The following is a 20347-nucleotide window of genomic DNA, read 5'->3' as shown; positions in this document are numbered from 1 at the left end:
CCTATTCCTTTGTCCTGATGATGCGGAGATAGACCGCGGTGACGACCATCGACAGCGCGAACATGACAACGGCGAGCGCCGATCCGTAGCCGAGGTCGAGGAACGACACGGTGTTCTGGTGGATGTACATGGCAAGCGTCGCCGTCGACGTACCCGGACCACCGCCCGTCATCATGAATGGGATATCGAAAGTCTGCAGCGCGGTAATGGTGCGGAAAATCAGAGCGACGACGATCGAGGGCTTGAGCAGCGGCAGGGTGATCTCGAAGAACTGTCGGATACGCCCTGCCCCATCGACATCGGCCGCCTCATAGAGAGAACGTGGAATGGTCTGAAGGCCAGCAAGGATCATCAGCGCCATGAAGGACGACGTCTTCCACACGATCGTCAGGCAGATTGCGGCGAAAGCCCAGTTCGGGGAATTGAACCAGATGATACTGCCGAAGCCGAGACGCGTGAGCACATCGTTCACTACACCGTATTCCGAGTGGAAGAACCACGCGAAGATCAGACCCGCGAAGGACAGCGGCAGCGCCCAGGGGATGAGCAGCGACAACCGCACCGGCCATTGCATGGCAAAGGGCAGATTGGCGAGAAGCGCAAGTCCGAGGCCGACCAACAGGGCGCCGGGTACCGTGATGATGGTGATCAGCACCGTGTTCCACAGCGTCTGCCAGAACACCGGATCGTCAATCATCGCGCGGTAATTATCGATGCCGACGAACTCCGCCGGCAAGCCGGAAGTTAGCGACAGGTTGAAGAAGCTGGTGTAAACCAGCCGCCCAACGGGATAGACGATGATCAGCGACAGCAGGATGGCTGCGGGCGCCAGCAAGAGAACGGCCAACGCGCGGTCGCTCAGGTCGAGCCATTTGCTCCACCGCGGCAATTGCTCTTCATCCGCGTCAGTGAGCGGCATGATTGATATACTCACGGCGAGCGCTCCTGCTGTGCGTGTTCATGTCATATCCCTTTCTGTCGGGGCGCGGTCAGCGCGACCTGCAACGCTGAAACACGATGCACCGCAGGTCAGCGCATGGTGCGCAAAGGCGGATTATCGCAAGATCCGCTTCAGCCGCGCTTCGATCTGCGAAGCGCCTTCTTCCGGCGTGCTGACACCGGCCAGCACGGCATTGATGGTGGTGCGGATCGTCTCGCTGACCTCGTTGTAGCGAGGGGTGACAGGGCGGGCCTTCGCGGTTTCAACCACCGGCAGAGCGCTGGCGAACCACGGCGCCGCCTTGGTGACGTCGGCATCCTTGTAGAGATCGGCATAGGTCGGCAACAGCGCGCCATTGACCGCCATGAACTTCGAGACTTCAGGGCTGGACAGGAACTCGACAAGCTTCCTTGCCTCTTCCTGATGCGTGGAGTAGGCGGACACGCCGAACTCCCAACCGCCCAGGCAGCTTGCTTGCTCGCCGCCGGTCACTGACGGAAGCGTGGCAACATCGACCTTGCCGACAACGGCCGAATCCTTGCCCTGGAAGCTGGACCAGCCATAGGACCAGTTGATGGCGAACACGACGTTGCCAGCCTGGAATTCCTTGCGAGTGTCATCGGTCGCCACTTCGGAAATGTTCTTCTTGGCGACGCCGTCATCGACGAAGCTCTTCCACAGCGCCAGCGACTTGACCGCGGCATCGTGATCGAAAGTCAGCTTGCCGTTCTCGACGAGCGTCTTGCCCTGGCTCCAGTAAGGCAGGAGGAAAGTGCAGACCGCGCCCTCGATCGCCTTGCCCTGGAATGACAGGCCCTGAAGATCTGGACGCCCTTCACCCTGGGTGATTTTCTTGGCCGCTGCCGTCAATTCATCCCACGTCTTTGGGGGCTGGATGCCGTACTTGTCGAGCAGATCCTTGCGATAGTAGAGGAACATCGCATCGGCGAATGCCGGGATGGCGACCACCTTGCCATCGACGGTATTTGCTTCCGTGTAGGTCGGCAGGAACTTCGACATATCCTTGTCGGAGAAGTCGCTGGTCCAGCCGGCCTTGGCATATTGAGCCGGCCGGATGACATCGAGCATCAGGACGTCGAGATTAGTGTCCTTGGCCGACATCACGGTGTTCAGGTACTGAGCCTGAGCCTCCGACGTGTTGCCGCCAGCCTCGATGGTGACCTTCACCCCTGGCGTCTTGGCTTCGTATTGGTCGAATACCTTGCGCCATACATCGGGATGATGCTGGCTCGACACGAAGATCTTGAGTTCCGTATCGGCGAAAGCCGGAACGGCCGAGCCCAGAATGCTGGCGCAAAGCGCCAAGCCGATAAGTGGCCTGCTGATCATGTTTTCCTCCCAGTGATCATAAGCGCGGACCTCAATCCTCCGCCGCGCAAAGAGCTTCAGGCGATCGCGCGCTGCGTCGCGGCGTCGAACAGATGAATCCTTGAAGGGTTGACGCCGATCCTGATTTCCTCGCCGGCATGCGTGCGAACATCAGGCGGCATACGTGCGGTCAAGACGTCGCCGCCCAACTGGAAATGGACCAGTGTGTCGGAGCCGAGCGGCTCGACGACCTGAACCTTCACGGCCAGTTGGACATCGGATGCCGCGACCGGCGTGAAATGCTCGGGCCGAATGCCTGCGATCACTTCCCGGCCTTCGTCCAGCGTCCCCTGACCTGAACGGACCGCGGCACATGGCAGCTGGTTGCCGTCGGCGAAGACGAGACGGTCGCCCTTGATCGCGGCTTTTGCGAAATTCATCGCCGGAGAACCAACGAAGCCACCGACGAAGACGCTGTTCGGCCGGTTGTAGACTTCATCGGGTGTGCCGACCTGCTCGATATCGCCGCCGCGCAGAATGACGATGCGGTCCGCCAGCGTCATCGCCTCCACCTGATCGTGCGTGACGTAGATGATGGTCGTGCCGATCTGCTGATGCAGACGCTTGATCTCGGTGCGCACCTGTCCGCGAAGTTTGGCATCGAGGTTCGACAGCGGCTCGTCGAACAGAAACACCTGCGGGCGGCGCACGATCGCGCGGCCCATGGCGACACGCTGACGCTGACCACCGGACAATTGCCCCGGCCGGCGATCCAGAAGATGCGAGATGCCGAGGATTTCCGCCGCCTCGTCGATGCGTCGGTTGGAATCGGCAATGTTCGTTCCGCGCACCTTGAGGCTGAAGCCCAGGTTCTCGCGCACGGTCTTGTGCGGATAAAGCGCGTAATCCTGGAAGACCATGGCAATGTCGCGTTCTCGCGGCGGCAGCGCGTTGACGACCCGATCTCCGATACGGATTTCTCCGCCGGAAATGGTCTCGAGCCCGGCCACCATGCGCAGTGTCGTCGATTTTCCGCAGCCGGACGGACCAACGAAAACGACGAACTCGCCGTCGGCGATCTCCAGATCGATACCCTTGACGATGCGCAGAGCGCCGTAACTTTTGTCAAGCTTCCTCAGACTTACCGACGCCATGCGTTCCTCCTCCAACCTTGACCAAAATCAAACCAAGGCCACCTCTTGGCAGCGATCATACCGACCGCGATAAGGAAATCAATGGTGTATCAATTTTATTTATGTCGATTAATTTACAACCTAACCTATTGAATTTTAGAGCATCCATTGTTTACGCGGAAATTGCATTTCGTCATTTTTTCCCAAGCCCTTGGCGGAGCAGGATAATGTCCGACCTTAGCGAAGCCGGCTGACGTAACGTGCCAGTTCATGATCATACCACGTATGCGAGAGCTCGGCCGTCGCACCGTCCTGTGCCTGGCTCATACGCACGACATGGGGTACCGAACTACCCGGTTTCTGCCCAAAGGCCTCGGGCGCCCATTCGGGAACGGCACTCATCCCGATCTGATCCTCGGCGCGCGCTATCCACAGTCCGAGCCTGGTCCTGTAGTAGAGATAAAGAGATTCCGACAATTCCTCCGCGGTGACCGTTTCCACATAGGATCCGTCGAGCCAAATCTCCTCCACGGCCACCACCTTGCCGGACAGACGGCGCAAACGACGGATGCGATGCCCTTCGCTCGAGGCGCCGAACGTCGGCAAATACTCGGGTTTTTTCAGTCGGCATACATCCAGTACCTCGGCGGTCGGAAGCCCGCCGCCGCCGACCAGTTCAAGTCGGAACATGGCGTAGACGCTCTTGGGATCGCTGATCGCCCTGATGTAATTGCCCGAGCCTTGAACGCGCTCCAGAAGGCCGCGGCTTTGCAATTCCGCCAGGGTCTTGCGCAACGTTCCAACGGCGATGCCAAGGTTGGCGGCCATCTCGCGCTCGGGGGCAAGCTTCTCGCCATCGATCAACCGCCCCGCCGCGATATCACGAACCAGAAGCTCGGCGATCTGGAGATACATGGGCAGGCTGCCGCGGGCGTTCTTCATTTGCAGGCTTTCCTTGGGCGCGAGACAAAAAATTGATACACCATTGATTTACTAAAAACCTGATGATATTCAAGTGTCATTCGGCAGCTGAGGAGGAATTTCATGACCGTTGTACCGATAACATCAGGCGATCTCGATGCCGCCGAAGTATCATGGTTTTCCGCGCTTTGCTCCGACGATTACGCATATCTCGGCGTTCCTGACGACACTTTGCGCTCGAGCTGGGCGCATTGCTCGTCAATCGTCCAGAAGACGGAAGCGCTTGGCTTCCGCAACATCCTGTGCCCCTCGTCCTACCAGGTTGGCCAGGACACACTCAGCTTCGTTGCTGGTTGTGCGCCGATCACGGAGAAGATCAACTTTCTCGCGGCGATCCGCTGCGGGGAGATGCAGCCAATCATGCTAGCCAGAACTGTCGCCACGCTCGACCATATGCTGAAGGGTCGGCTGACGCTAAACGTCATCAGCTCCGATTTCCCTGGCGAGGTCGCCGACAGCGCCTACCGCTATCGCCGCAGCCACGAGGTGGTCGAGATCCTGCGCCAGGCCTGGACGCGCGACACGATCGACCACGACGGAGAAATCTACCAGTTCAAGGGCGTCTCCACTGAACCGGCGAGGCCATATCAACAGAACGGCGGGCCGCTGCTTTATTTCGGCGGCTATTCGCCTGACGCGCTTGAACTGTGCGGCGCCCAGTGCGATGTTTATCTGATGTGGCCCGAGGTCAAGGAGCAGCTTGCCGAGCGCATGCGCGCCGTCCATGGCCGGGCCGAGGCCCATGGCCGCACGCTCGATTACGGCCTGCGCATTCATATGATTGTCCGTGACACCGAAGCCGAAGCCCGCGAGTACGCTGAGCATCTGGTGTCAAGGCTTGATGACGAGTATGGCCAGCTGATCCGCAACCGCGCCCATGACAGCATTTCGCTCGGGGTTTCCCACCAGGCGCGGGCCCGCGAACTCGCCGACAAGTTCGGCTATGTCGAACCCAACATCTGGACCGGGGTCGGCCGCGCGCGTTCTGGCTGCGGCGCCGCTTTGGTGGGGTCCACCGATCAGGTGCTGACCGCACTCGAAGACTATCAGAAAATGGGCATCCGTGCCTTCATCTTCTCGGGCTATCCGCATCTCGACGAGGCCGAGCATTTCGGCACGAAGGTTCTGCCGCAGATGAAGACCTGCTCTCTGCCGGAAGTGCGAGGCAGGGTTCCCGCCGAGACCCCAGCCACTCCCCTTGGAAATGGAAAGCGCCACTGATGGAACGCATCGAACTGAACGCCGACGTTTCGCTGAGCCGGCTCGTCTATGGAATGTGGCGCATCGGCGATGACGCCGACACTTCGCCGGCGCATGTGCGGGCGAAGGTCGAGGCGTGCCTCGCCCAGGGCATAACCACTCTCGATCAGGCCGATATATACGGCGGCTACACCGCGGAAGCCATTCTTGGTGGTGCGTTTCGGGCGTCACCCGGCCTGCGCGACAAGCTGGAGATCGTTACCAAATGCGGCATCGTGGCGCCCGCTGGCCGGCATGCCGCCTCGCGCGTCAAGCACTACGATACCAGCGCCGCCCATATCAGGGCCTCGGTCGAGGCGTCCCTGCGCGACATGGCGACGGACCGGATTGATCTCCTCCTTATCCATCGCCCGGACCCATTCATGGACGCGGACGAAACCGGCGCGGCCCTCGATGCACTTGTGAAATCAGGCAAGGTGAAAGCAGTCGGCGTCTCCAATTTCCGCCCCTGGGATTTCGCACTGCTGCAATCGGCCATGAACACGCCACTGTCGACCAACCAGATCGAGCTCAGCCTCTCCGCCACTGACGCCTTTACCAACGGCGATCTCGCCTTCCTGCGGGAGCGCAAGCGGCAGGTCATGGCCTGGTCGCCGCTGGGTGGCGGTTCTCTGTTGACCCGGGGTGGTGCGCTCGCCACCGGACTTGCCAAGATCGCGGCCGAACAGGGTGTCGATGTCGCCGCGGTCGCTGTCGCGTGGCTGCTGGCGCACCCGGCTTCGATCCTACCGGTGCTGGGGACCAACAACTTGCGGCGGATCGCGGCAATCTCCGACGCGAATAAAGTGTCAATCGATCGCCAGACCTGGTTCGAGCTCTATTCACTTGCCATTGGACATGAGGTGCCGTGATGACAATCGTCGAAACCGCGAGATCCTTCGAAGAGCATGTGTTCATACCTGATGCCGAGACCACGCGCAGCTACCGCAACGCGCTCGGCGCTTTCCCAACGGGCGTGACCGTTGTGACCGCGAACACCGATGCCGGTCCAATTGGCATGACGGTAAACAGCTTCGCATCGGTCTCACTCGACCCACCGCTGGTGCTCTGGTCGCCAGCCAAGAGTTCGTCGCGCCACGCACTCTTCACGTCCGCCGGACATTTTTCCATTCACGTCCTGAGCGCGGAGCAAACAGCGCTTAGCAGCCGCTTTACGCGGGGTGGCCAAGGCTTCGCGGATCTAGGATGGGAGCATAACGTGGAAGGCGCTCCCATCATCCCTGGAACGCTTGCCCGGTTCGAGTGCGAGCAGCAGTCTGTCTATGATGCTGGCGATCACTCACTGGTCATTGGGCGGGTATTGCGGGTCGGGCTGCGGGATGGCGAGCCGCTTTGCTTCGCACGCGGTGGTTTCGGCCGGTTCGAGCGTCATGCCTAAGAGCTTGATCGGACAAGGCCCGAGGCAAGTTTCATTTCGCCGTGGTATCTGTCGCCCATCACGCGCGGTTTCCAGTTTCGCTCGCTGAGTTACGGGCGGGCAAGCGTGGGCCGCTGTACCAATGTCAAGCCGGACACGATCCGGCGGTTTTTGCGCGGGCGGCGGAAAAGCCTTCAGCTCTATCCCATGGGAGATGAGAAGCCCGCCGCCTAACATCTGAAAATTCCGCCGTTATCGATTGCGGTGCGCACCATGGCGGGGTATGGATTCGCATCGGACCCGAGGGCAAGGGAACTGCATGTCACCATTGAGTAGCGGTTCCAGTGAATTGCAGCCGGGCTCCGTCTCGCGCGCGTCACTCGCGATCATTGGCCTGATGTTCATGGCGCTGCTCTCCGTCCTAGGTTTATGGCTCGGTTCAAGCTACCAGGCGACCGTGAAACGCGCTGACGCCCAGGTAACCGCTGCTTCGAAAATCGTTGCCGCTAACGCGGTCTGGCTCAATTCGCTTGCTCGCGAGACACTACACCGCATAGACGATTCCCTGGGGTCGAACGTGCTCTCCGCGGATGCGGAACGGGTCCACGATCTCAACGCGGCCGTCGCGGACCTCCCGCCGCAGGTGACGGCATACGTGGTCGGCGCCGACGGTCTCACGCTGTTTTCCAACAACCCCAGGACACAAGCGATGGACGTGTCCGATCGCGACTACTTCACACGGCTGAGGAATGGCGCGGACGAATACACATCGGACTTGATCGTCAGTCGCTTGACCGACCGCCAGATTTTCGTCGTCAGCCGGCGGCTCGAACGGAATGGAAACTTTGCTGGTATCGCCGCTATTGCCTTTAACGCGGATGTACTCAGGCCAATCTGGGATGCTGTCGATATCGGACCAAATTCGACGGTGAGCTTGATCAGGCGCGACGGCAAGCTCATCGCGCGCCATCCAGAGCCCCCGGGTCCGGTCGACATGGGTGGGTACGTGCTTTTTACTGACTACATGAGGAAGGCGACTGCTGGTGTCTATCGCTCCTATTCGCCTGTTGACGCCCAAGACCGACTGGTTGGCTACCGTATCATAGAGCGAACACCATTCGTCGCCATCGCGTCGGCCGACATTGGCGTCCTCATGCAACCATTCTGGGACGATGCGAAGATCGCTGCCCTTTTGATATTTTTCGCGGTAATCGGCGCGATCGCGGCCGCGCTCTGGATCCAAAAACTAATCAGAATAGATGGGTTGCACACTCGTCAGCTCGCGCAAGCGCTGGCAGCGAACCAAACACTGATGCGCGAGATACATCACCGGGTCAAAAACAATTTGCAGACGGTCATGGCACTACTTCGCCTCGAGGGGTTCGAGCCCGACGTGGTGCGAAGGCTCAATGAGCGTATCTCCGCGATGTCGGCCGTGCATGAACAGATGTATGGCTTCGATCAGTTTAGTGGAGTATCCGCGGTCGAGTTCATCCCGTCCTTCGTGAGCACGCTCGTGAACGTTCATGGGCAGTCCGTGACTGTTTCGTTTGATGTCGAGAACATGACGATCGCGCCCGACCGAGCCACGCCCTTCGCCCTGCTCGTCAATGAGTTGATCGCGAACAGCATGAAATACGCCTTCGCCGGCCGAGAGGCGGGGTCCATCCGTGTCGGTCTTCGATCCGGGGCCGAGGGTTTCGCCGAACTGTCCGTCGTTGACGACGGGATCGGCTTTAATGGAGACACGGATTCGCCCGGCATGGGCACACGCTTGATCAAGGCTTTCGTTCAACAGCTGGGTGGTGAGTTTCGTTTCGTGAAAGACAATGGAACGAAATTCACGGCGGTGTTGAAGATCGCCGATTGAGCACACCGAAGCGTCCTCCCCACGTCCGTGAGCCACTTTCATTTTGGACACGGCGCGTCGCGCCAACATCCGGGGTTGTCGGGTGAAAGGCCCGTGCGTCGACCCGTTGCCCCATACACGGATCAAAACCACGGGAACTTTCCTCAAGCTCCGGATTTGTCAGACGAACCAAGAGGAGGTCCAAGCATGTTCGTCCGAGACGTTATGACGAGGCAGGTAATGACCGCGGCGCCCGATGCCAGCATCAGGCAGGTTGCGCGGGTGATGTCACAGATCGATTCTGGCGCGGTCCCCATCGTCAACGACAAGGTTCTCGGTATCGTGACTGATCGCGACATCGTAGTGAGGGCGGTGGCCGAGGGGCTCGATCTTGACGGCCCGGTGTCGGAGATCATGACCTCGGGAGTTGAGAGCTGTCTTGAGGATGACGACCTGCGCGAAGCTTCTCGCGGAATGTCTGAGCTGCAGATGCGCCGTCTGTTGGTCTTCGACCGGGCGGGCAATGTATGTGGCATACTTTCGCTCGGGGATATGGCGGTTCTTGATGAGGAACTAGCGGGCGTTACGTTGGAAGAGATTTCGGACGACGAGGAGCCGAGATAAGCCGTCGTGTCCCAACCATGTTCGCGACGTGAAGGCCAGTTGTTAACCTCCTGAAAACCCAGTAAGTCGCTGGTCTTTCCACGACCTTCAACCTCTTCACGCCTCGGAGATTCTTGAAAAGCGAAGTTGCCCGTCGACCCCGCCTGGCCGCGGTGTGATCTCGGATGCCGAGGGCGCTGACCGAATGATGTGATGTGCACGCGCTTTGGGTTTGGGTCCAAGTCGTATCACTCGGCCAGCCCACGAACTATCGGCCAAGCATGCAAATATCGCAATACTTGCATGTATGTTCGTACGTTACCGCGCTGATGATCCAGCCACCGCGCAAGCTTGATCAGTCACTGATCGATTTGGCGACCAAGCGTGCAGTCGAAAAAATGATTTCAGCGACCACCTTGCGATCGCCTCGCCTATTTCGCGAGCCAGTGCAAAACTCACTTGGTTCCCAAGCGCCGAACCGCGCCAGGGTCTTTCAGCGAAGCCTCGCGAGCCGGCGGACATACGGAGCTAGCATTTTCCAGATCGAACGCCATTTATCGTGAAATCGAGGGTTTGGAGAGAAGGACGTCATGCGGGACATACAAAGTGACGAGGCCGACCTTAACGCCTCGATCATCGAAATCGAAGCTGTTGAATTTGATCCAGGATCTCCGGGCTGAGCAGCATTGTACGCCCGGCTTGCTGGTGGCAGCACCTTGAGGCTGGAATTTGACGCAAAGGCGTTCGTCACGCTGGAGACCGCCATTAGCGCGGCGCAAAAGCAGATGACCGAGGACCAGGGAGTGCAGTGACGCCCGCAATGAGGGTGTTTATCGCCCTCCGGACGCTTCTCGCGGACCATGCTCAAGAGGAGCCGCGGGCGTGGTCCATGCCGGCGGCTGGCGACCGGCGCTTGCGATCGGCTCGGCTACCAGCGCGCCGATCTCGCCCAGCACTGGATATTCCCTTGAAGAAGCGGGCGACCATCCGTCCGCTGGCGCTCGCGGGGATCGTCTTTGGGTCTGGCCGGTCATCGCGCTGTCCCTCTTTTCGTTGTTGAGGATAATGGTAGCAATCGCGATGGACGGTCGTCCACACATGGGACGTGAAGCGAATCGCGGCAAGGACGGCATTTTGGGCCGGACGGCCTGCCGTGCGTGTGATCCAAGCCCTTGCCTGGTTACGTGATGACCCAATCGCTCCCGATGCCTCCGTAAATGGGATCGCCAGATCCATGGCCGAAAATCCCAATCGGGCCGAAATCGAGCGAGATCCGCGCGACAACATCAACGTCGTTCCGGCCTGGATGTACCCTTACGTGGACGCGATTATCCGGCGACCTGCCCTTGGCGACGACACAGCCAACGAGCGTCCTGGCTTACGGAGGAAAGGGCATAATGCTGCGCTCGACCGCCGACGAGCAGCGCGCCCTATATTCGGCGGTTGCGGCTATTACTCTTATAGACGTGGCTTCGGCCGTGGCGACGTCGCGATCAGGTCGAGGGAAGCGCGCGATCGAGCTGATCCATTGCTGATCCGCCGCTTTGCCGAGGGTCAGAGGAGAGCATTGGAAGCGTCAGAGGAAGAAGAACTCGTATGCGATCGTCGAGCCATTGCGCGGCCTTTTCACCCGCCGGATTGCCCTCGTCGTAGGTCGCAACGTTCTCGACCTGAGGGACGCGGCATGTCTCAGACGGGATTTCCACTCCCTCCGCGAGAACGTGCCCGCGAGGATGAGCGTGATCCCGTAGCGTGACGCGTAACATCAAGAGCGCGGTTAAGTGCCTCTGCTCCCTGAACCTTGGCAACCGCGATCGCCCGCGACACGAGCGCGGGGCGCTATTGCTGAATAAGGAGCATCGACCAGTAAGACGCGTGGATCAGTATCGCGATCGTCAACGGCCTGGAACCACGCGCGAATTCCGACGTTTCACTGCCATTCCAAGGACACCAACGCCGACTGCTTGTCGGCGGCGAATCAGACGGAAGGAACAACATCGTGGGCATCTTTGACCGCATCAAGCAGGCTATCCTCGGCCAAGCGCACGCTGCCCAACAGCGCGGCGGCGGTGCTTCGGTCCCGATCGGGCGGACGACCGCCGCGGGCGCGACAGCGCAGTCTGGTTCATCGTTGTCGGGGGGCAAGCCAACGCCCTCCCCGGTGTCCACCCAACCCACGACACCACCGTCCGGCCAGATCGCATCCCCAGCTCCTTCCCAGGAACAGGCCTCCGCTGGCGCTTCCTCGACCAGTTCCCCCCGGGACGTCGACATTGTCCCCATCTTGGATGCCGCGGTGACGAAGTCAGGTCAGAAGCTCGACTGGAAGCGTTCGATCGTTGACCTGATGAAGGCTGTGGGAATGGACGCCAGCCTCGACGAGCGTACGGAACTCGCGCGCTAACTTGGCTACGCCGGCGATGCGCACGACTCCGCGAGAATGAACACCTTCTTGCACAAGGCGCTGATGAAGAAGCTTTCGGAAAATGGTGGAACGGTTCCGGCTGATCTTCTCGACTAATCACCGATCCTCATTTCATCCAGCAGGGCGCTAACAGGTGTGTGTCGCATCCGTCCACTGAAAGGAAAAGACCATGATGAGCGGACCAATGAAAGCGCTTCTAGGCGCTATCGTCATCGCGGGGTACCAGAACCGCGATAAGATTGGGGAATTCATTCGAGGCTTGCAGGGCCCACGGTCGGGGGGTGATTACGCCAGTGGACGGGAACCTGGATCCACCACGTCGCAACCCGCCGGTGGGCAGGGAGGCATCTTCACGGGCCCCGGCGGCCTTGGTGATCTTCTTGGCGGACTGACGACTGGCGGAATTCTAAGCGGTGGCCTCGGCGACCTCCTGAAAACGTTCCAACAGAACGGCCATGAGGATAAGGCGAGGAGCTGGGTCGAAACTGGTCCCAACGCGACCATGGACAACGACCAGCTTTCGGAAGCGCTTGGTCCGGAAGTCATCAACGAACTGTCGGCCAAGACAGGATTGTCGCCGCGAGACATCCTCGACCGCCTTAGCCGCGACCTTCCCACCGCTGTCGATAACCTTACTCCCCATGGCAAGGTGCCGGACGCGGGGGACGAATTCCTAGCTTCCGCCAGCGCGGCAACAAACAGCCCCCAGACGCAAACCTAGTCGAAGAACTCAATAGGAGGAGCCGATATGCCAGACTCGAAATCGCCAGCCGTCCAGTCAATGCTGAATGAGCAAGCCAAGCAGCGCGAGAGCGCCCGCGAGGGTCACCTCGACAAGGGTCTCGAGGATACATTCCCCGCCTCGGACCCGGTATCGGCGACGACCACCTCGATCCCCGCGGGTCGCACGGATCCAGATGAAGCAGCTCGCGTCGCCAATGACCCATCCTTCGCGACGCAGGGCGATTATCCCTTGGTCGACGCCGCCCTCGCCGCGACAGGCGAGAAATCGAGCGGCTTCGACCACGATGTTCGGCGTGAGGGACTTGATGGCCTCCGTCGCGATGCTGGCCGCGTGGCGGACTCCATGTCAGAGGTCGCGGAAGGCGGTGTTCACCTGGCGAAGTCGCAAGTCCGCGGGATATGGACAGACGTGGAGGCCAGGATCCGCGATCGCCCCCTCACGGCGGTCGGTATCGTGGCTGCCCTTGCTTATTTGTGGGGTGCGACCCGCTAGTGCGCATAAGCGGCGCAAGGGAGCCTGGCCGGCGCCCGTCGCCGGGGTCCACCCGGGTTCCAAAGGCTGCCGAGAGTTGGCCGCCTTTGTCCGCGAGAGGCATTTATCGGGTGGACGCAGCGAGTGTCCGCCCCACGCTTTCTTGAACGCGGGCGGCGGACCCCGGAGGCGCGGCGGCTGGCATGAGAGCGCGGCCGCCGCGTTAACCCGCCGCAACAAAAACGGTGTGTTCGCTTTCACGGCTGCCCGTCGGCACTCAAGCTCTTCTGTGTCCAGATTGTTAGTGATGTGTCGGGATGACGGATTTGGAAGCAGCGATGCATTCGAGCACGTGGATAAGCTTCTCGAACTCTCGCAGTATGTCGAGAAGATCGGTGGTCTCCATCATGGATATTTCGTCAACCGAGCCGCGGACCGTTAAGATGAGAGTGTCGATCCAAATGTGTTTGTCTGGCGGGACGCCTTGGACTGCCGTTGCGTAATAGGTTTCCAACTGCCCGAGAATCCGTTCGATCAGGCAGTGGCGATGATGTCGATCAAGCAATGGCAGCGCGTGGCAGGCATCGTTGATGTCGGCGGCAAGTGTCATGCTGTCCTCCTGGGCGTTTCCCAGATTTATCACAACAACCGAAACGGCTATTGGGACTTAGGTCCGAGTCTTGTCATCAGTCCGGTTCCGTACGGTGTGGGCCGCGCGCCGCACCACGTCGCGCGCTTGAGTTCGCGGCAAGCGGCGGCTGGCGGTGCGCGACCATGGTTCAAGTTGCCTATCCGCGCCGTGCCTCAATCAGATGGTGAAGACGCCACGATTATCGGTCCGGCCTGGGTTCAGGTGCCCCCACTCCGCCATGAGCTTATATCGATGGACTTAGGTCCCCCGCCTCGATGTCCCCTCAGCGTTGAGGGCGGCATGTTCGACGATGGTTTCCTCGCGCGAGCTACATCGTGCATCAAGACGGGAAAACAGATGCGCTTCGCCCGACGCCCGGCCCGCCCCAAATACTGGTCCAACCAAAGAGGCTCCGCGCTATGAAACCGTAACCGCGTCCATTCATCGATGGCCCAGCCTCACTTATTGGAATTGCGCGTGACCGAGGGCGTTTGATTTGTCGCATTCCCCGGTTTCATTTCACGGTTGTCCCCCGCCGCCCCTTTTTCTCGCGTCAATGAGAACACGTCCATCGGCTTACTTGCCGTTACCGGTATCAGGCGACTCGTCGCGGGAACCCAAGCATCTGACTGAACCGGTCTGGTTGGGGGTTTCCCGTCAGGGCAATTCGACGAGCTCAGCCAGAGCACCGGGATTTATGTCTAGTACGCGCCACGCCTACCCCGAATTTTCATGGGTAAGGAACCACATCACTTTATGAGAGCTCAATGTTTGCTTGCCTTGTGGCTGTCGAAGGCTCGGTGGCCTTGGTTTTCATATTGAACCGGGCCGCGCGGAGACGCGCGGTCTTGGCATGACCAGACAAGTTCAGGTCTGATGACATCCTATACATCGATGTCTCGTGTACCACCAAACATGGTCCAGGATTGATCGCACTTTGAGATGAGGCATGCTTGCGGCTCGTCTAGCATCGTTGCTTTTCAGATCACCGCGCACCATCACCTTGACCGGGAAACCAGGTCGCCATGTCCGTCGTCTCATGCCACCTCTTCAAATGCTATTCCGGAACGCTTTCCGGGCGGCTGAGTTCCAGGGGGAGATGTCGAGCGGAAGGTGCGGAACGAATTGCTTGAACGGAGGTTCACATCGCACGGACGAAACGCTCGCCACGGTGCGTTCTAGTGGGTAACGCGGCTGAGAAGGTTTCGGGGAATGCAAAAGACCGCCGGCAAGGCTCGCCAGGTGGAGGCGGACGTTCGACGGGCAAAAGGTTGAGCGAGGAAAACAAAGCTCGACAGTGCATCGCGCCCGCGACGGGACCAGCTGGATGAACCGGTCGCGCGTTTCTAGCGGGCGCCATCCAAAGGAAACGGCGAATGTCGCCTACTTGTATAACTCTTGAAAGATAGGATTTCCAATGTCTCAAGGCGATAATCCGAACACCAATCCCGTCCGTGCCCTTCTCGCGGAGCTTGGCATTGTTGACCCGATTTCTGTTGCCGATGTCCAGGAGCGGCATGCTGAGATTATCGCGGCCTATCAAGATGGCAAATTGACCGAGGCCGCCCTCCGCCACAGTCTAGCGCGAGCTCGCGACGAAACCGTCACTGGAACACTCGATACCGAGCCAGATCAACCCAATCGAAACCTGCGGTAACGGGGTGACGCGCGTGCCCAATTAGGTCGACACAGGAGCTCGAAAGACATTGGCTCGCAGGTGAGAGAGGTCAGGAACATCCAAGGCCTTGTTGGGTGCGATCCAGCGCATCATTGGAATGCTCCGAGCCGTGAGCCCTATCCCGTCATGAGAACTGAAGACGGCGACTGTCGGCTCCCACTGGCTCTGTTTCCTGGCGGGAGATGCCTTGCCTCGCGACGGGCACGGACCGCACTGGACTGGTTGCCTCTACCACCAACGGGACGGTCACCGGCGTAAAAACGCCTAACGCACCGGCCGGGTGGCGCGATCTTTCACTTCCTCCGCCTTGCCTGGATTTCCTCCGACTTGCCGCGGCGCGTTAGACCCGCGCGCGGCCGGTGCGGCTGTTCATGGTTCGCGCGGTCGGCGCCCGCTGGAACCGGAAAGAGAATACTGGACTACCGCCGACGTCCCGCCACCGCATCGGGAAGCGTCAACACTTGAAACGACGGACACAAATCGCCAAATCAACAGAGTCGGGATAGCTATATGAAGTGGCCAAATGACGAAGCAAGTTTCCGTTCCAAAAAGTTCACTCGATACGTTGGGCGCCATTGCAAGGTTTCGCCGTCAACATCGTTCCAGCCGGGGCTGGCTGCTGGGTAACAGACAAGTTTCGTCGGCGGCGATTGCTCGCTTGGAACAGAAATCCCTGGTCAAGGAGGTCGCCTTCAAAGGCGAGCCAACCCTCATCCTCACCGAGGTCGGTAAGCACCTCCTCGCGGAGCACCCACGGGATTAAGATCGGGGCTTTGAACGCCCCTTTTGAATGGCCCGGTGCTTTCCTGTCGTGAGCCTTGGAGCTTCAGATATACCGTGCCGGAGAACGGACAGTCGATGATCACGTCACAAGAAAAAGCCCACGACGTGGAGGCGTGGGCTTTTCTTCTCCGCTGTTGAGGGTTAGCGGAGGGAACGAGATCCCCGAGTTCAAAAGGTCCGTTCGCGATGATAACTTCGCTTAGCATCGAAGGTTCCCCACCAATAAATTGGCATTTGTCCGGAGCTTGCTTTCGTTGCGTCGATCGACAAATGGATCGCCCACGCCTAACACAATCCGGGGCAGACCATCTGAGCGGCTAGGTATCTTCAATCCAAGAGGGTCGCCCTCGCCCACGATGAATGCTACGGATTGCTCGGCTTTTGCGGTTGCTCCCCAGCAAGCATCTCGTCGATGCTAACACCTTCGCCACTGTCCCCTGATCTCAATGCTCCCCGAGCTACCTTTAGGTCATCCATCATCTTCTCAGCGAAAGCGACAGCTTCCTTATCATTCAAGGCACTATCGGCGGACATGCGGACGCTAACGAGCTCGTTGCCTTCCCCGTGATACTCGACGGTGATCGTGCCCTCGGTCGTTCTTGCTACGTTTATGCCTAACAGGCGCATCTAAAACTTCCTTGATTTGTCGACGCGACGAATAGATCGCTCGCGCACAGGAAAGCTCTCGATGATAATAAGGTTCCATTGCACACGCCAGGCGATCGGGACGACACGCGCTCAAGTTCAAAAAGCGCATTTCAAGGGATGATCTCCTTGCGAGCCTGTCCTCGACGCCGGCGAGGTTTGTTGACTATGCCTTGTTCGCGCCGAAGGAGCATGAAACCGCCGCAAGCGTTACAGTAGCCAGCCAAAGCGGCGGCCTTGATCGGGATATGGCGGCGCTTAAGGGTGGCGGTCGAGGAGCTGGCTAATTCATCGGCCTCGAGCTTCGTCGTCAGATTCCGTCAAACGGGAAGCAACTCAGCGCACCCAGCTTACAGCCTTGGGGACGTCAGTCGGGTTGACGACCTCACAGCCGACACCGCTTACGGATGCCGTTGCTGCACTAAACCGCGCAAGGGCTGCTTGGGAGCCTTCGCATGATCTACCTTTGGAGGGTAGCCGTGACCGCGGCGAGAGCATCCTTGAGTTGTGTTTGGCTGTAGGGCTTTGCCAGTTTTAGCAGATTTTCGCCTACGCCCGCGGGGAGTTCGGCGTAGCCTGTAGCAAGTACGATTGGTGTACCGGGACATATCTCCGCGGCTCTCGAGGCGAACTCGATTCCGGTCATGTGTGGCATTGCTTGATCGGTTAGAATGACATCCGGTACAAACCCTTCCAGGAGCATCGCGATCGCGTCCACGCCGGACTGCGCCTCAACGACGGTGTGGCCTAGGTCCTCCAACATGAGGGAAGTGTTCATCAAGACGAGCCCGTCGTCATCGACCGCCAGAATATTCAGTGATCTATCGAGCCTTGTCGGCTCCACGGGGTCCACTTGCTGAACCGGGACCGCCTGCACTTCAACCGCTTTGGCAATGGGCAACCAGAGTTCGGCGCGCGTCCCCTCGCCTTCTTGAGAATGCAGAACGAGCGCCCCGCCCGATTGAGCCATAAGTCCATGGACCATTGGCAGCCCTAACCCGGTTCCCTTGCCAATCCCCTTGGTGGTGAAAAACGGAGTGATGGCTTTTTCAAGTGTCGCCGCGTCCATCCCGGACCCTTCGTCCGCCACGGAAAGGCAGACATATTCGCCGGGCTCCAGGTCGCGAACCTGATCACGTTCCACGAGGCGGCGGCTGGCCTCGATCTTGATCACGCCGCCTTTTGGCATCGCGTCTCGAGCGTTTACAACCAGGTTTAGCACCGCCGCCTCCAACTGGTTTGGATCCGATAGGACCGCGGGCAATGAGAGCGGATATGTCGTGGCGATCTCGATCTGTGGCCCGATCGTCCGCTCTAGCAGAACAGCCATTTCCCTGACGAGTTCAGGAACGTCCACCGCTTCCAGGTTTAGATCCTGCTTTCGAGAGAATGCAAGAAGTCTCTGAGTGAGCGCGGCGCCTCGCTTCGCTCCCTGGATAGCGATATCAATGAGTTCTTCGTTTTCCTGTCCAGCCGCCGCGCGCTTCTTCGCGATTTCAAGACTGCCCAGCACCGCCATTAGTAGATTATTGAAGTCGTGCGCGATGCCGCCCGTGAGTTGGCCGACGGCTTCCATCTTCTGGGCTTGAAACAACTCGCGTTGGGCAAGTTGCAGCGCCTCTTCGGCCTCCCGCTTCTCGGTGACGTCCCTGGTGACCTTGGCGAAGCCGAGAAGCTCTCCACTGTCGTCCCGGATGGCATCGATGATCACACTCGCCCAAAAGCGGCTGCCATCCTTTCGGATCCGCCATCCTTCGTTTTCGAAGCGGCCCTCGGTCGAGGCAATGGCGAGTGCCTTCACCGGCAGCCCCGCGACACGGTCTTCATCGGTGTAGAAGCGGGAAAAATGCTGTCCGATAATCTCCTGGGGTTCATAGCCCTTGATCCGCCGCGCGCCAGGGTTCCAGCTCGAAACCTCGCCATTTGGGGTCAACATGTAGATGGCATAGTCAGTGACGCCTTGCACCAGGAGCCGGAACTGTTCCTCGCTCCGTCTGAGCGCCTGTTCAGCCGCCCGTCTCTCGGTAAGATCGCGCGTAATCTTCGCGTAGCCCACCAGCTCGCCATCTTTGTCCCTGATCGCGTCAATAATGACGTGGGCCCAGAACCTTTCTCCATCCTTTCTCACCCGCCAACCCTCGGCTTCGAAACGCCCTTCACGCGCCGCAGTTGCGAGCGCCCGCTTCGGGAGACCGGATGCGCGGTCCTCGTCCGTGTAAAATCGCGAGAAGTGCTCGCCAAGAATTTCGCGCTCCGTATAGCCCTTGAAGCGGCTGGCACCCGTGTTCCAACTGATGACTCGGCCATCTGGATCGAGCATGTAGATTGCGTAGTCGACAATCGCTTCGACCAGGGTTCGGTAGCGGCCGTCCAACGTGCCTACTAGGCCGTCGGTAACTTCAGCGATCATTGTATCCCCTTGGACACTAGCTCATGAGGTAACATCTAGGCCTTTCAATCCTTCACATACGGCGGCAATCGGTGTGAAGCCAAGTCTCTCTCGGCCCAATGCTCGTGCAGATATAGGGCCCCAACGCGCCGATCAGGTCAATCGTCCGTTTCCGTACAAAGCCAGACCGGCACGGCGCCAGGTCCACCTGGGATACGGTTTATCAAGCTAGGCCATGAAGTCGCCAGCTGTCAGGTTCGAAAATGCGCCCGAAGCCGCGCGATGGAGACTTTGATTTTGCTCCTGGAAAGCTTCGCCACGGGCTCGGCGTCCCCCACGCCTTGAGCGGTGGGAACCTTCCGTGGCGCTCCTGGTGCGAGCAATGCCTTCTCCAATTCCGGCGTTTGGAAAAAGGTAGGAATGGCAGGCATGGAAGTCGTGATCAGACTCGTGGCAAGGGCCACAAGGCCGTCGGCGACCGTGATATACGTGATGCCAACCACCGCCAGCATCCTGCTGGAGGTCATGTACCCTCGGCTCCATCGTTGAAAGGGTATGATAGGTCGAAGCAGCGTCGCTCCAGGGAGAACAGCCAGGTGGGACAACGACGCCCCATCCGCCATCGATCGCCGATGTTGCCATAATGGGATCAAGCGGGCTTATGCTCACGCTCGCGCGCCCTGTCATCGACGACATCCTCGACGCATTCCGCCTTCTCCGCCAACGCTCTGCTCATCTCGCGAAGCTGCTGGTCATCCAGTTTCTCGATGCCGACGAACTTGTTTTGAGCCTGCGATGACAGGATCAGTTCATCCAGCTTCGCCTGCAAGGCCTTGCCATCACGGTTCTGCGAATTCTGGAGGACGAAGACCATGAGGAAGGTGATGATCGTCGTGCTTGTGTTGATCACAAGCTGCCAGTTTTCGCTGTAGTTGAAGATCGGTCCCGTGACGGCCCAAACAAGGACTAAAGTCACAGCCAAGACGAAGGTCGCGGGCTTTCCTGACATGGCCGCGACGGTGGAAGCAAACTTGGAAAAACCCTGGGATATAATGCTGTCGCTCATGGAAACCTCTCTGGTACCCGGCAAATGACAACGCCAACGTCGGTCAGGGGTTCCTGACATGG

Annotated in this window: 17 protein-coding genes and 1 pseudogene; 10 read left to right on the top strand and 8 right to left on the bottom strand. The window is 59.4% G+C overall.

The genetic code is table 11. From position 1 onward, the window contains the following. Position 1 precedes the first annotated feature (1 nt). The 4 genes from ACVTFQ_RS26455 to ACVTFQ_RS26440 all read right to left on the bottom strand — a co-directional run bounded on the left by ACVTFQ_RS26455 (position 2) and on the right by ACVTFQ_RS26440 (position 4344). On the bottom strand, positions 2-919 hold the full coding sequence (locus ACVTFQ_RS26455; RefSeq protein ID WP_111563989.1) for a carbohydrate ABC transporter permease: 918 nt from the start codon (positions 917-919) through the stop codon (positions 2-4). 135 nt (positions 920-1054) lie between these two features. Further along, a complete protein-coding gene (locus ACVTFQ_RS26450) occupies positions 1055-2290 on the bottom strand; it encodes an ABC transporter substrate-binding protein (RefSeq protein WP_111563988.1) in 1236 nt (411 codons plus the stop codon). A gap of 56 nt (positions 2291-2346) precedes the next feature. After that, on the bottom strand, positions 2347-3423 hold the full coding sequence (locus ACVTFQ_RS26445) for an ABC transporter ATP-binding protein (protein WP_470424235.1): 1077 nt from the start codon (positions 3421-3423) through the stop codon (positions 2347-2349). A gap of 216 nt (positions 3424-3639) precedes the next feature. After that, a complete protein-coding gene (locus ACVTFQ_RS26440; protein WP_111563986.1) occupies positions 3640-4344 on the bottom strand; it encodes a GntR family transcriptional regulator in 705 nt (234 codons plus the stop codon). A 102-nt stretch (positions 4345-4446) separates the two neighbouring features. On the opposite strand from ACVTFQ_RS26440, the gene ACVTFQ_RS26435 reads away from it, so the two are divergent. The 8 genes and pseudogenes from ACVTFQ_RS26435 to ACVTFQ_RS26400 all read left to right on the top strand — a co-directional run bounded on the left by ACVTFQ_RS26435 (position 4447) and on the right by ACVTFQ_RS26400 (position 13114). Next, entirely contained in the window at positions 4447-5604 is a 1158-nt protein-coding gene (locus ACVTFQ_RS26435) for an LLM class flavin-dependent oxidoreductase (RefSeq protein WP_470424234.1), read from the top strand. After that, a complete protein-coding gene (locus tag ACVTFQ_RS26430) occupies positions 5604-6494 on the top strand; it encodes an aldo/keto reductase (protein ID WP_470424233.1) in 891 nt (296 codons plus the stop codon). Before ACVTFQ_RS26435 ends, ACVTFQ_RS26430 begins: the two co-directional genes overlap by 1 nt. After that, on the top strand, positions 6494-7021 hold the full coding sequence (locus ACVTFQ_RS26425; protein WP_111563983.1) for a flavin reductase family protein: 528 nt from the start codon (positions 6494-6496) through the stop codon (positions 7019-7021). Before ACVTFQ_RS26430 ends, ACVTFQ_RS26425 begins: the two co-directional genes overlap by 1 nt. Positions 7022-7319: 298 nt before the next feature. Further along, on the top strand, positions 7320-8870 hold the full coding sequence (locus ACVTFQ_RS26420) for a sensor histidine kinase (protein ID WP_470424232.1): 1551 nt from the start codon (positions 7320-7322) through the stop codon (positions 8868-8870). Between the two features lie 186 nt (positions 8871-9056). Beyond that, complete coding sequence (locus ACVTFQ_RS26415) at positions 9057-9473, top strand: CBS domain-containing protein (RefSeq protein WP_111563981.1); 417 nt, start codon at positions 9057-9059, stop codon at positions 9471-9473. 1978 nt (positions 9474-11451) lie between these two features. Beyond that, a pseudogene (locus ACVTFQ_RS26410) lies at positions 11452-11973 on the top strand (DUF3597 domain-containing protein). A gap of 73 nt (positions 11974-12046) precedes the next feature. Continuing rightward, complete coding sequence (locus tag ACVTFQ_RS26405) at positions 12047-12598, top strand: YidB family protein (RefSeq protein WP_111563978.1); 552 nt, start codon at positions 12047-12049, stop codon at positions 12596-12598. 27 nt (positions 12599-12625) lie between these two features. After that, positions 12626-13114, top strand: a complete 489-nt coding sequence (locus tag ACVTFQ_RS26400) for a hypothetical protein (protein WP_470424231.1) — start codon at positions 12626-12628, stop codon at positions 13112-13114. 280 nt (positions 13115-13394) lie between these two features. On the opposite strand, the gene ACVTFQ_RS26395 is transcribed toward ACVTFQ_RS26400, so the two are convergent. Further along, on the bottom strand, positions 13395-13703 hold the full coding sequence (locus ACVTFQ_RS26395; protein ID WP_470424230.1) for a hypothetical protein: 309 nt from the start codon (positions 13701-13703) through the stop codon (positions 13395-13397). 1438 nt (positions 13704-15141) lie between these two features. Between ACVTFQ_RS26395 and ACVTFQ_RS26390 the strand changes: the two genes are divergently transcribed. Together ACVTFQ_RS26390 and ACVTFQ_RS26385 are read left to right on the top strand one after the other, a co-directional pair. Next, on the top strand, positions 15142-15381 hold the full coding sequence (locus ACVTFQ_RS26390; RefSeq protein WP_470424229.1) for a hypothetical protein: 240 nt from the start codon (positions 15142-15144) through the stop codon (positions 15379-15381). Between the two features lie 544 nt (positions 15382-15925). Next, positions 15926-16165 carry a hypothetical protein gene (locus ACVTFQ_RS26385; protein ID WP_111563974.1) on the top strand — a complete coding sequence of 80 codons (240 nt, stop codon included), beginning with the start codon at positions 15926-15928 and terminating at the stop codon, positions 16163-16165. Between the two features lie 1125 nt (positions 16166-17290). Here ACVTFQ_RS26385 and ACVTFQ_RS26380 read toward each other — a convergent pair. The 3 genes from ACVTFQ_RS26380 to ACVTFQ_RS26370 form a co-directional block, all read right to left on the bottom strand. Beyond that, a complete protein-coding gene (locus ACVTFQ_RS26380) occupies positions 17291-19240 on the bottom strand; it encodes a hybrid sensor histidine kinase/response regulator (RefSeq protein ID WP_111563972.1) in 1950 nt (649 codons plus the stop codon). Positions 19241-19470: 230 nt separating this feature from the next. Further along, complete coding sequence (locus tag ACVTFQ_RS26375) at positions 19471-19746, bottom strand: hypothetical protein (RefSeq protein WP_111563971.1); 276 nt, start codon at positions 19744-19746, stop codon at positions 19471-19473. A gap of 122 nt (positions 19747-19868) precedes the next feature. After that, complete coding sequence (locus ACVTFQ_RS26370) at positions 19869-20285, bottom strand: low affinity iron permease family protein (RefSeq protein ID WP_111563970.1); 417 nt, start codon at positions 20283-20285, stop codon at positions 19869-19871. Positions 20286-20347 lie beyond the last annotated feature (62 nt).

The sequence above is a fragment of the Rhizobium sp. O111 genome (assembly GCF_055616315.1).
The sequence above is the reverse complement of the archived record's forward strand: the minus strand, read 5'-3'. Positions and strand labels throughout refer to the sequence as shown.